Here is a 13,227-nt window from a genome sequence, read left to right on the forward strand (position 1 = left end):
TATTGAATTCTTTTAGTTTTTAATTTATTATTTGGTTAATTTAGTAATATATATAACAAACTACATCATGGTTCAATTTTCTAATTTATTTTTTTTTAACCGGATAGCCTTTATCTATCCAATCTGCCTTCAGGCTTGTCGGTAAGTTTATGATTTTAGTATTGTTATAACCTAACGATTTTAAAAGGTCGTAGGCAGGACGAACATTTGGGCAGTTTTTAAAAGGACAGCAGCCGCAATAAATTACCACTAATTTATCCTTTGAAATGTTTTTGACTTCTTTTTTCAGGTTATCAAGTCCAGCTTTATCTCTAGCGGCCCCCAAATTTTTAGATCCTGGTATATCGCTCACAAAACCAATGTTAAATATAGGCGGCTTTTTTGAAGAAGGGCTTTTCAATAAAGCCATTAATGCTGAGGGCTCGATGAGCTGATTTTTATTCCATATTTCCTCTTTACCTAAAGATTGAGCTGTAGCTGTACCGTTAGCTAAAGGAATTACTAAAAACAAGAATAATAGAAACTTTAAATAATTTTTCATTGGATTAGATTTTTGTAATACTTGTATTTTATAATAACATAAAGGTACATTATGCAGCTTGAATAGGCAAGGCATATTAAAGTTCAGTCTATTGCTTTTTGAATGATATTTTTTTTCTCCTATTTTTAAAGCAACAGAATAATTGTGGGCCAATTTTAAAAACTCCTAATTTAAGTTTAAATATGCCCGTATTCCTTTGTGTTAAATAGTTTCATCTATTCATTTTTAACCTAAAACAGCTCAATTATGGAAAGACAATGGCCCATTTTCAATTATGATAAGGGAAAGTCCAGCTATAAAACACAGGGAAGCTTTTTAACATCAAACACTTAGCGAATCTATTTTACCTTAAACAGCTGTTCAAAAATCTCCATATCCAAAACTTACTTTATTTGAGCTCTTAGACAATTGTTTTCCAGGAGGCGCTACTTTAGCCAAATGGGATAGGCGGCTTTTTTAGCGCTTTTAAACAATATTTTATATGGATTATGAAGCGGCAAATTAGAAGCCTGAGGTCTAGTAAATAGATTTAATGTACCTTTGTATTAACCCGGTTTTTTAAAAAATACAACATTAAAATAGTATTGGACTATACTTATGGATATCAGTACCTTCAGCGCATTTAAAAATAGAAACTACAGGTTGTATTTTGCCGGACAATCTATTTCGCTGATTGGTACTTGGATGCAAAAAACTGCTGTTTACTGGGTCATCTATTCTCAAACGAACTCACAGTTTATGTTGGGCTTAACACTTTTCGCAAGCCTTTCTCCCTCTTTTATATTTTCATTCCTGGGTGGTGTTGTATCCGATCGCTACAACCGTTATAAGGTCTTGTTGGTTACTCAGGTAGCTTCAATGGCACAAGCAATTTTACTGACCTTAGTAATTGTTTTTCAGGACTATGCTGTATGGGAAATTATTGCCTTAAGTGCATTACTGGGTTTAATTAATGCTTTTGATGTTCCTGCCAGGCAAAGTTTAGTCTATGAAATGGTAGAAGATAAAAAAGATTTGCCCAATGCCCTGGCATTAAACTCTTCTATGGTTAACCTTTCCAGATTAATAGGCCCTGGAATTGCTGGTCTGGCATTGGAGAAATTTGGAGAAGATGTTTGTTTTGGCCTCAATGCCTTCAGTTTTATTGCCGTTATAGGGTCGCTGTTAATGATGAAACTGCCCAAGTATATTGCCAAGCGCCGGACTATGAATGTTTACGGCGAATTAAAGGAAGGTTTCGTCTACATCAAAAAAACGCCATCTATTGCTTTTATCCTCCTGATGTTAGCTTTGGTAAGCTTATTTGTATTGCCTTTCAGTACGCTGATTCCAGTTTATGCAAAAGACATTTTTAATGGTACTGCCTCCACCTTTGGAGTAATTGACAGCGTTATTGGTTTGGGTGCTTTTCTAGGAGCAATTTTCCTGGCTTCCCTGAAATCAGGCAAAGACCTTAAAAAGATATTAGCCATTAATACTTTAATATTTGGAGTAGGCTTAATCTTGTTTTCTCACAGTACCTACTATCCAATGGCACTTGTGTTTGCTGCAATCTCCGGTTTTGGTATGATGTCGCAAATTACCATTAGCAACACTTTGATTCAAACCACCGTCGATCCTGCAATGAGGGGTAGGGTAATCAGTTTTTATGCCATGGCCTTTTTCGGGATGCAGCCAATAGGCGGTTTACTTGTTGGACTCCTATCCGAATGGATTGGTACGCCCAACACCGTGATGATACAAGGAATTATTACCTTCCTGATTGGGCTCCTGCTTTTTCGTTTTTTACGGTTAAAGAAGGAAAAAATTTTGCGCCTTCAAAATCAAATTGCTATTGCTGCAAAAACAGTATAAACTGCTATTTCTTCATTTTACAGTTACTAATTTTTCCATAAAATGATAGGCTCTCCCAATCTAGTTCCTTAATTACTATCCTTAATTTCCTAGAAATCAAATTTATAAGTATTGATTTTTATAATTAACCTGCTGTTTTATAGCTAATTAAATATATAAATGTTTAAGTGTAATATTCTTATTTAGATTAATTAAAAATAACTTGCAAGTGTAAATTCTTTATCCTTTCTTTGTTTTTAATTTAGAACAATTTTAAATAATAGTAAGAATATGAATAAAAAAGTACTCCAAAAACTGGCCTTGTTCAGTTTTTTTTTAGTAATAACTGTCTTTGTTCATGCCCAGGAGCCCAAGGTCAAAAAGACTATAGATTCTACTTCGGTCAAAAACCTGCATAAATTAAAAGAGGTAATTGTAACAGGTAAAAAAAATAAATACAAATCAGATCAGCCTTCAAATTCCTTGCGCCTTAATGAACCCTTATTAGAGGCAGCACAAAATATTCAGATCATCAACTCACAACTCCTGGCCGATCAGCAAGTGATTAGTATGGCCGATGGCTTGATAAAAAATGTAAGTGGCTTAACTCGTTTAAACCATTGGGCAGATATGTACACTCGTGTTAACACCCGGGGATCAAGAATGGCGGCTTTTAGAAATGGTGTCAATGTAACTTCAAACTGGGGCCCTTTAAGTGAAGACTTGAGTTTTGTTGACCACATAGAATTTGTTAAAGGTCCGGCAGGTTTTTTAATGAGCAATGGTGAGCCCAGTGGTATTTATAACGTAGTCACTAAAAAACCAACAGGAAGAGATTTTGGCGGCGAAGCGACCTTCACCCTCGGCAGTTTCGACCTTTACCGGACTACTTTAGACTTGGATGGCAAAGCCGATAAAGCAGGTAAATTGTTATACCGACTTAACCTGATGGGGCAAAATAAGAAGTCATTTCGTAATTATGAGTTCAATAACAGGTATTCCATTGCGCCTGTAATTAGTTATAAAATTGATGAAAAAACGACTTTAACTGCAGAATATACTTACCAACACGCGAAGATGTCGGATTTAGGGTCCTTCTATTCTTTTTCGCCTGCAGGCTATGGATCCTTAGACCGGAATTTTACGACTACAGACCCGGGTATGGAACCGACCAACATTGATGACCAAAGTTTGTTTTTGAACTTACAACATGATTTAAACCCAAATTGGAAGCTTACCGCACAGCTGGCTTATTTCAATTATCAACAAGAAGGTGCAAATTTATGGCCTTCAACCGTTAATCCAAATGGTACCATTATTCGTAATGCAAGTATTTGGGATGCCAGTAATGAATCCAGGTTTGGTCAGCTCTTTTTAAATGGAGAGGTGAGCACTGGTAAAATAAGGCACCGTATTCTTGGCGGATTAGATTTGGGTAATAAAGAATATAAGGCCGACTGGGGTCAAAACCACGAATTGGATTTGGCAACATTACCTTTTAAGCCTTTCCTCGCCGGCTATCAAAATCCAACAAATGGTTATCCGGTATGGGATCGCATTACGCCATTGTCGCAAAGAGCAGGTGCTGGTGGTACCATTAACCAGGCTTATACAGGTTTGTATGTTCAGGATGAACTTGGATTTTGGGATAATACCTTAAGATTAACCCTTGCCGGCCGCTTTACTTATGTTAAGCAATCCAGTTATGGTGCCCCAGCAGAAGAAGCTAAACGTTTTACTCCCCGGTTGGGATTGAGTGTTTCTATTGATAAACAAACCTCCGTTTATGCCCTGTACGATCAATCCTTCGTGCCACAGACAGGTTTCTTAAGAAATGGGGGCAGCGTTAAACCTATAACAGGTAATAACTTAGAGTTCGGTATTAAAAAAGATTGGTTTAAAAGCAAGTGGAATACCACCTTAAGTGTATACCGTATCTTAAAAAACAACGATTTAACAGCTGATCCCAAAAATGCAGGAACTGAATCTTTTTCTGTTGTTTTAGGACAAAGCGAAGCCAAAGGAATAGAATTTGACATGAAGGGAGAGCTTTTTAAAGGTCTTGATGTGATTGCCAATTACGCCTATACAGATTCAAAAGTTAAAAACACGACCGAAGGTGTAACCGCAATTAAAGCCGGCGATCGCATCCCGGGTTATGCCAAACACAACATCAATACTTGGTTAAATTATAAAATACAAACGGGTGCATTAAAAGGTGCAGGTCTTTCTGCCGGTTTCAGCTTACAGGCAGACCGCGACAGTTGGACTTGGGGCGGACAAAATGGAACAGCTGCATTACCTGATTATTTCCGCCTGGATGGGGGTGCATTCTGGCAAGCTGGTAAACTTAAGCTAACTGCCAATATTAATAATATCCTTAATAAATACCTCTATGATGGTGGTTTTCAAAGTTATGCATCTCCGGCCTATTATTCCTGGCAGGTGGAAGCGCCACGTAATTATCGCTTAAGTATGGCTTATAAATTCTAATATGACTTTTAAAAAAGCAATGAGATGGTTACACTTATGGCTCGGATTGATTTCCGGGCTTTTGGTGTTTTTTTTGGGCATAACCGGTTGTATCCTAGCTTTTGAAAGAGAAATCGAAGACTTTACACAGCCTTATCGCTTTACAGAAAACCAAAATCAAAAACAGTTAGCTCCAACGCAGCTTAAAAAAATTGCCGACCTGGCTTTACCGGGTAAAAAAGCACATAGCATTAATTATCAAGCTGGCCGAAGTGCCCATGTGGTTTATTTTCAATTAGACCCTCCATATTATTACATCGTTTTTATAAACCAATATACTGGCGAAGTATTAAAGGTGAAAGATATGAGTAGTGACTTTTTTAGGTTCATCATCAACGGACATTATTATTTATGGTTACCTCAGCATGGCGGTCAATTGATATTAACCAGCGCCACTTTAATTTTTGTGCTCCTGTTAATATCAGGGCTCATTTTATGGTGGCCTAAAAATAAGGCTGCCAGTAAAAAGCGATTTACCATAAAATGGAATGCAAAATGGCGCAGGATAAATTACGATTTACACAATGTTCTGGGTTTTTACATGACCTGGATTATCATTTTTATAGCGCTGAGCGGTATGGTAATGGGTTTTCAATGGTTTTCTAATGGGGTTTATTTCGTTAGCTCGGGCGGTAAATCACTCACTCAATTTGAGGAAACATATTCTGATACCACGGCAGTAAGGGTAAATGGTGTCAATGCTGCTGCCGCAGATGTATTGTGGCAACGTTTTTTCATTGAAGATCCAACGTTTAAAGGAAGCCTTGATGTTCATGTACCAGAAGATGAAAAATCTGCTATTGAGATTGCTAAAAATCCTGATCCTACAACCTACTGGAAATCAGACTATAGGTATTTTGATCAGCATACACTCAAAGAAATTGAAGTTTTGCACAGTTTCGGAAAAATAGCCAATGCCAGCATGGCCGATAAACTTTACCGTATGAATTATGATATCCATGTTGGTTCAATTGCTGGTTTGCCAGGAAAAATACTCGCATTTTTTGCCAGTTTAATCGCTGCCAGCTTACCCATAACCGGAATGATCATGTGGCTTGGCCGCAAAAATAAAAGGGTGAAAGTTTATAGATAAATTAGGGTTGGTAGGTCCTTGGTAGGTCGTTGGTAGGTCGATGGCAGGTCGATGGTAGGTCAAATAGACCTATCAACGACCTGGCAAATACCTGCTAATTAGGAGGTGAAATCAATATTTACTTTTGCACCCACAGTAATTAACACTGTTTAGGTTTTTAACCTAATTCCATTCAAGTAATGGGATTAAAAAAAAATATAAAAATTGTTTTAAACTCAATAATTGAAACTATCTTTCAAAACTAAAAGTGAACTGAGATGGTTTGCATTGATGGATTGGGGTAATCATGGTAAGGAAAATTAGAATAATACATCTTGAAGCTTCACTAGCTGATGCTGCGGAGGTTAATAAGGTTTTAAGTAGAAGTAAGCTGGATTTTGAGCTTCTTGTTGTGGAAACCAAGGAAAAGTTTATCGTTGCAATAAAAGAATTTTTACCAGATATTATTCTTGCTGCTATTCACCTTCCTTCTTTTGATTTTTTAGATGAATTGTCTGCTCTTTGCAAAACTGGAAACAGTATTCCTTTCCTTATTGTAACTGATGACTTATCTGATGAATTTGTTGCGAAAATATTTGAAAAAGGAGCTGCTGATTATCTTATTAAAGACAGATTGAGTCGCCTGCCTTTTGCTATTCAAAATTCTTTACAGAAATTTCAGCTGGAGCAGGAAAAAAATGGTTTTCGTGCTATCATAGATAATGATGAGGATATGATTGTTATTCTCAATTCAACTTTTCTTCCCATTTTCACTTCTCAAGCTGTTCAACGTATTTTAGGTTATACAGCAGCGGAGGCTATAAAAATAAGCAGGGATGGATTGATACATCCGGTAGACAAAGTTGAAGCGGACCGCATATTGGCACAATGTTTTGCTGCACCTGGTAAAGCCATGGAAAAGCAAGTGTGTAGGTTTAAGCATAAAAATGGCAGTTGGAAATGGATAGAATCAACAATTACCAATAGGCTGAATGATGCAAATATTAATGGTATTGTAGCCAATTGCAGGGATATTACGGAATGGAAATTAGCCGAGCAGAAATTGGTGTCAAGTAATAAGGCATTAAAACAGACATTGAATGAACTTGAAAAAATAATGATTTCTTCTTTTGATATTATCTGTACGATTGATGTAAAAGGGGTTATTGTAAATATCAACGAAACAGTAATGGTTACTTTGGGTTATACACCTGCTGAATTAATTGGAAAAAATTTAATAGATTTTGTTATTCCTGAAGATGTAGAAAGTACAATTGAAGTAAATCAGGATGTTATAAAAGGTAATCCTGTAACTATTTTTGAAAACCGTTGTGTACATAAGGATGGTCGAATAATCCCTTTATTGTGGTCAGCAAGATATGATCAAACAGCTAACCTGATTTATGCCAGAGCTAAAGATGCTTCAGAAATGAAGCAGTTAGAAAAATCATTTGAAGCCGAAAGGAAGCGTTTTAATGACCTGTTTCGGCAGGCCCCTACAAGTATAGGAATTTTAATAGGGCCTGATCATGTATTTAAATTAGCAAATCCACTTTATCTGCAATTAATTGGTAAAATTGATATCATAGGTAAATCTGTGAAAGAGGTGTTGCCCTTAATAACTGACCAGGGGTTTTTGGAAATGTTGGATGAAGTATACCTGACCGGCAAGACCATCAATGCTTATGAAAAGCTTGCAACAATTTATGATGAAGCAACTGCCAAACTAAAAAATATTTATATCAATTTGAGTTACCAGCCTTATCGAGATGCAGAAGATAATATTCAAGGCATTTTCTTTTTTATAGTAGATGTAACCAAAGAAGTTGAGGCACGCAAAATAATAGAAGAAAGTGAGAGCCGATACAGGCAGATTGTTGAAACTTCGCAGGAAGGTATTTGGCTGCTGGATGAAAATAGTAAGACCACCTTTGTGAACAAAAAAATGTGTGCTATTTTGGAATATTCACCTGAAGAAATGCATGGTAGAAGTATTTATTGTTTCATAGGTCAAGAAGAGCGAGTGGTGCCCGGACAACTCGATGTTAAATTTACGTCGAAAAGTGGAAACATTATTTTGGCTAGCGCTTCATCTAATTACTTATTTGATGACAGCGATAATTTTAAAGGAACCTTGACAATGGTTTCGGACATTACCGAAAAGAAGAAATTAGCAGACCTTTTGAGTAAAGCCAATAGCCTTGCCAGAATTGGTAGTTATGAGTTTAATTTGCTCACTAAGAAACTCTATTGGTCGGCTATTACCAAAGAAATTCATGAAGTTGATGTTGACTATATTCCAACTCTTGAGCAAATGTTTGATTTCTGTAAAACTGAAAAACGCAAGAAGGCTGTGGAGGCTGCTTTCAATAATGCGATTTCAACAGGCGATTCTATAGATTTGGAATTTGAGATTATTACATCAAAAGGAAATGAGCGCTGGGTCAGAGTTATTGGGGAGCCAGAAGTCTTGAATGGCCAAATCATTAAATTTTATGGAAGTTTGCAGGATATTGATGGCCGGAAAAGAGCAGAAATTAATGACCTGAAAGCTTTTGAAGAAAAGAAGACCGTACTGGAAAGTATCGGTGATGCCTTTTTTACGGTTGATGAAAATTGGGTGGTGACTTATTGGAATAAACATGCAGAGAAACTGTTGGATATTGCTAAAGGGGATATTATAGGTGAATGTTTATGGACTATTTTTGCAGACCCTAAGGCTTCACCCTTTTATATTCCTTTCCATAAAGCTGTTCAGGAAGATGCCATCAAGGATTTTGAAGCCTATTATGATAAGCCTGATTGTTGGTTTGAGGTAACTGCTTATCCTTCGGCCAATGGATTGTCAGTCTATTTAAGAGACGTAACCGAGCGTAAATTAGCAAATTTAAGGGTGCTTGAATTGAATGAAAATCTTGAAAAATACACCAAGGAACTGGTTATTTCTAATAAAGAATTAGAGCAGTTTTCTTATATTATTTCACATAACTTACGATCTCCGGTAGCAAACATCATGGGGTTAGTAGAGGTGTTGAAAGATGATTCGCATACACCCGAAGTACAGCAGCAATTATATGGATCCTTATCCGTCTCAGTAAAACTTCTTGATGAAACTATTATTGACCTTAATACGATATTAAAGGTCAAAAATGAAATTAATGAAAAAATGGAAACGGTAAATTTTGAAGCAATAATTGATAATATCCGATTAAGCATACAAAATGTATTTAGAGAGTCGCAAGTTTCTATAGCTACTGATTTTAATGAAGTTGCAGAATATTTTACGCTAAAAAGTTATATGCAGAGTATATTTTTTAACTTCATTTCTAACAGTATAAAATACCGTCAACTCAATACACGACCATTAATTGAAATAAAAACGAGTTGTGTAAATGGGGAGTTGGTGATTTACTATAAAGACAATGGATTGGGTATAGACTTAGACAAAAAAGGGGAGCAGGTATTTGGCTTGTATAAACGCTTCCATGACCATGTTGAAGGTAAGGGAATGGGTTTGTTTATGGTAAAAACACAAGTGGAAACCTTACGTGGTAAAATTACTATAACAAGTGAAGTAAACAACGGGACAGCATTTACACTTGTGTTTCCACTTACTTAATCTTTTACTCTGCTGAAATCTAAATCCTGAAAGTCAAAACTAAAGTCTGTCAAAGGAGATATGGCTTCCATTTTATAGCCAATAGGTTTAGCATCATGGTTTAAGGTAAAAGTAACAAAAGCATCAGCCTTGAGGCTTCTTTCGTTCCATTTTACGATGAAAGTATTTCCTTTATAATAGAACATTTTACCTTGAAGTTTTGGTGCGTTTTTAGAGGTGTAATAAAGGCCACCGTTTTTTTCTGTTAGGCTAACTTCGCCAAACCAGGGGTCTCTATAAATTCCTGTAACACCTGGTAAAGCAGTTTTTTCTGTTGTTACTTGTTGTTGTGCAGCAATATCTGCCCACACTTTATCGGTAATTGCTTTCGCCTTAATTTCACTAGAAAGCCTTGAATCATTTAACTGTTTAATGCGGTCTTTATTTTTTATTCCAAAATAGCCATCCTTGATTGAATTAGTAATGGCCGTAAAGGCAGCGCCAGATTGTTGATTAGTTAAAACAATTATCCCTAATTTTAATTCAGGTAAAATGGTAACCTGGGTAACAATTCCAGCAAGGCCACCTGTGTGTGATGCCTGGAAATAACCATTCACATCGCTGAGGAACCAGCCTAAACCATAACTGCTGAAGTGTGTATTATAAGGTGAGCCGCCTTTAATAATAGTTTGAGGGGTCCACATTTCTTGATGTACTTTTTTGCTGAACAGTGATTTGCTGAGGTTCTCCCCGTATTTACCTTCATTGATTTGCGCCATTACCCATTTACTCATATCGGTAATGTTGGAATATATTCCGCCTGCCGGATTGGCTAGTTCAGTAAAGCTTAATCCAACGTTGACCAGTGAGCGGTCATCAATGGGAGCATGTCCTTCAATAATATTGCTTCTGTCTTTTAAACGATACCAGGAATCAGCGGTTTTGGTCATGCCTAAAGGTTTCATAATTTTAGTTTCCACAAAATCTTCATAAGGCATTCCTGCAATGCGGGTTACAATATCACCGGCAACGATGTACATTAAATTATCATAATCGTATTGCGATCTGAAGGAAGATACAGGCTTTAGGTACCGTAAATTATGGATCAACTGTGTTTTTGTGACTTTACTGGAGTCTGGCCAAATCATTAAATCTCCTGCCCCCAGCCCCAATCCACTTCTGTGCGTTAACAAGTCTCTAATAGTAAACTCTTGCGTTACAAAGGCATCATACAATTTAAATTCAGGAATAATATCGGTTACCTTGGTATCCCAGGTAATTTTATTTTCATCCACCAACATTCCTAATGCTGCAGCAGTAAAGGCCTTGCTATTTGAGGCAATGCCAAATAATGTGTTTTCATCTACTTTAGCCTTACTTTTTATAGAACGGATGCCATATCCTTTGGCATGGATAAGTTTGCCATCTTTCACAATGCCAACGGCAATACCCGGAACATTAAATGTCGCTAAGGTTTTATTGACCAAACTGTCAATTTGTGTCGCTGTAAGTACTTGTGCATTTATTGTTGTTGCTGCTGCAAGTGAAAATAGGATAGATAAATACAGGGTGTTTTTGAATGATATAAATTTCATAAGTTAAATTAGGAAGGCAAATTTATGCTGTTTTTTATCATAAAAAACAGCAACTTATGCTAGTTTAAGTTTTGGAAGGTGAAATTAAAGTTTAAAACAGACAAACCGTAGCTGGAGTAACTTTTTTCTCATAAAACTTTTTGATTCGCAATAGATTCCAAAGGGTGTATGCATGGTTTCTTCCCAAGTTAAGGTGTTCATGAATTAACTGATTCACATATCCTTTGTTGATGAAATCTGGTAAACCAAATTGGAGTTCAAGGAGTTCTGCTTTCAACTGATTTCTGAACCAAATGCCAATTGGCACACTAAAACCTCTCTTCGGACGGTCAAATAAATGCTTCGGCACATGTTTGGCCAGTATGTCTTTCAAAATGGCTTTTTTTACACCACCTTTTAAAAGAAATTCATGTGGTATAGCCCTTGAAATTTCTACTAAGTTTGCATCTAGCAGGGGCACTCTTAATTCTAATGAAAAGCGCATTGATGCTCGGTCAGATTTTGTTAGCATTTCATCAGGCAGGTTCCATAAGATGTCGATGTTGGAAAGGTCTTTTTCGTCTTCAATAGAAAAGTTTTTAGGGATATTTAAGATGTCGAAAATATCAATAGCTTCTTTTCCGTAATTTTTGTGTAAGAAATCGGGATGAATAACCTTCGCAATATCCCACGGTTTTAATGATGTAGCATAGATCTGGTAGAAATTCATTAGTGAAGGGTGGCTTACAGGATAAACCATTTTTAAAGCCTGGTCATTTCTTGAAAGTTTAAATCCCTCCACCAGCAATTGTCTTAATAGTTTTGGCTTATTCTTAAATAAGTTAAAGTAACGGGTTGCAAAAGTATAACGTTCATAACCTAAAAAAAGCTCATCTCCACCATCGCCGGATAAGGCTACCGTGATGCCTTGTTCCCTGGCTTTTTTGCATAAAATACTTAGGGGCAAAGAAGCGAAATCACCAAAGGGTTCATCAAAATAAAAGTCAAAATCATTAATCTGTTCTAATAAATCATCAGGACTAAAAGTTAAGGTGTGGTGATCTGTTTTTAAATGATTGGCAACTTCCATGGCATAAATACTTTCATCAAATCCTTTTTCCTTGAAACCCATGGAGTAAGTTTTGATAGGCTTGCTGGAATTCTTTTGGGCCATTGCAGCGATAAGGGAGCTGTCTACACCTCCACTTAAAAAACAGCCTACATTTACATCAGCCACCATTTGCATTTTTACTGCCTGCTGTAATTTTTCTTCAACAAGATCAAGTGCAACATCATAACTGCTGATATTATATTTTTGATGTGTTGCTTTATCAATGGCAGACCAGTATTTTGTGGTTGTTAATTTCTCCGCCTTAAACTCAAGGAAACTTCCCGGTTCCAGCTTAAAGATGTTTTCGTAGGCAGAATTTGGGGCGGGGATATAACCTAATACTAAAAATTGCAACAGTGCTTTTTCGTTTTTTGTGGCTAATAGAGCTGCAGGAAATACTTTTAATTCGCTCCCAAAAGCAAACACGCTTTCCTTGTGGTAATAGTAAAGTGGTTTGATGCCTATTTTGTCCCTTGCAACGAAAAAAGACTTTGTAGTTTTATTGAAAATACAAAAAGCAAACATACCGTTGAATTTCGTTAAGCAACTGTTTCCCCAACAGTGAAATGCTTTTAGGATTACTTCAGTGTCTGAATGTGATTTGAAAAAATAGCCAAGACCTATCAATTCTTTTTTTAGGCTTTCGAAATTATAAATCTCTCCATTAAAAGTAATAATCAAGTCCTGGAAAAACATTGGCTGATGTCCGGCTGCTGTTAAATCTACTATTGCTAAACGCCTATGCACTAAACAAACATCGTCTTGTTGGTAAATACCAAAACTATCAGGCCCTCTATGAGCTAAAACTTCTTTAGCTTTAATTATTTCAGGCAAATTAATTGCCCCTGCTATACCACACATAGTTTATTTTACGATTAATAAAAATTAGCTCCAGAACTTTCAGGCGTATTACCTGTGGATTTTTTTTATAAAAAAAAAGATTTAATGAGTAAAGAAGTGTCTTTT

7 protein-coding genes are annotated in these 13,227 nt (G+C 36.4%); 4 read left to right on the top strand and 3 right to left on the bottom strand.

Features of this window, described 5'->3' with window-relative positions; translation table 11 throughout:
• Nucleotides 1-85: 85 nt before the first annotated feature.
• On the bottom strand, nucleotides 86-541 hold the full coding sequence (locus AAKU52_RS05075; RefSeq protein ID WP_354330919.1) for a rhodanese-like domain-containing protein: 456 nt from the start codon (nucleotides 539-541) through the stop codon (nucleotides 86-88).
• A gap of 597 nt (nucleotides 542-1,138) precedes the next feature.
• On the opposite strand from AAKU52_RS05075, the gene AAKU52_RS05080 reads away from it, so the two are divergent.
• From AAKU52_RS05080 to AAKU52_RS05095, 4 genes are all read left to right on the top strand, one after another.
• The gene (locus AAKU52_RS05080) at nucleotides 1,139-2,395 is read left to right on the top strand and encodes an MFS transporter (protein WP_354330921.1); all 1,257 of its coding nucleotides are present in this window, start codon (nucleotides 1,139-1,141) and stop codon (nucleotides 2,393-2,395) included.
• A gap of 270 nt (nucleotides 2,396-2,665) precedes the next feature.
• Complete coding sequence (locus AAKU52_RS05085) at nucleotides 2,666-4,867, top strand: TonB-dependent siderophore receptor (RefSeq protein ID WP_354330923.1); 2,202 nt, start codon at nucleotides 2,666-2,668, stop codon at nucleotides 4,865-4,867.
• Between the two features lie 19 nt (nucleotides 4,868-4,886).
• On the top strand, nucleotides 4,887-5,999 hold the full coding sequence (locus AAKU52_RS05090; protein ID WP_354330925.1) for a PepSY-associated TM helix domain-containing protein: 1,113 nt from the start codon (nucleotides 4,887-4,889) through the stop codon (nucleotides 5,997-5,999).
• Between the two features lie 286 nt (nucleotides 6,000-6,285).
• Nucleotides 6,286-9,597, top strand: a complete 3,312-nt coding sequence (locus tag AAKU52_RS05095) for a PAS domain S-box protein (protein WP_354330927.1) — start codon at nucleotides 6,286-6,288, stop codon at nucleotides 9,595-9,597.
• On the opposite strand, the gene AAKU52_RS05100 is transcribed toward AAKU52_RS05095, so the two are convergent.
• Nucleotides 9,594-11,171, bottom strand: a complete 1,578-nt coding sequence (locus AAKU52_RS05100; protein WP_354330929.1) for a serine hydrolase — start codon at nucleotides 11,169-11,171, stop codon at nucleotides 9,594-9,596. The genes AAKU52_RS05095 and AAKU52_RS05100 overlap by 4 nt on opposite strands.
• A 91-nt stretch (nucleotides 11,172-11,262) precedes the next feature.
• Complete coding sequence (asnB, locus tag AAKU52_RS05105; protein WP_354330931.1) at nucleotides 11,263-13,122, bottom strand: asparagine synthase (glutamine-hydrolyzing); 1,860 nt, start codon at nucleotides 13,120-13,122, stop codon at nucleotides 11,263-11,265.
• Between the last annotated feature and the right edge of the window lie 105 nt (nucleotides 13,123-13,227).

Source organism: Pedobacter sp. CG_S7, assembly GCF_040544395.1.
Lineage (GTDB): Bacteria > Bacteroidota > Bacteroidia > Sphingobacteriales > Sphingobacteriaceae > Pedobacter.

What these genes read in the sequence shown, in the direction of transcription:
- AAKU52_RS05095 (WP_354330927.1), top strand. Translation starts at nt 6,286, where the DNA reads ATGGTAAGGAAAATTAGAATAATACATCTTGAAGCTTCACTAGCTGAT.
- AAKU52_RS05080 (WP_354330921.1), top strand. Translation starts at nt 1,139, where the DNA reads ATGGATATCAGTACCTTCAGCGCATTTAAAAATAGAAACTACAGGTTG.
- AAKU52_RS05090 (WP_354330925.1), top strand. Translation starts at nt 4,887, where the DNA reads ATGAGATGGTTACACTTATGGCTCGGATTGATTTCCGGGCTTTTGGTG.
- asnB (WP_354330931.1), bottom strand. Translation starts at nt 13,122, where the DNA reads ATGTGTGGTATAGCAGGGGCAATTAATTTGCCTGAAATAATTAAAGCT.
- AAKU52_RS05085 (WP_354330923.1), top strand. Translation starts at nt 2,666, where the DNA reads ATGAATAAAAAAGTACTCCAAAAACTGGCCTTGTTCAGTTTTTTTTTA.
- AAKU52_RS05100 (WP_354330929.1), bottom strand. Translation starts at nt 11,171, where the DNA reads ATGAAATTTATATCATTCAAAAACACCCTGTATTTATCTATCCTATTT.
- AAKU52_RS05075 (WP_354330919.1), bottom strand. Translation starts at nt 541, where the DNA reads ATGAAAAATTATTTAAAGTTTCTATTATTCTTGTTTTTAGTAATTCCT.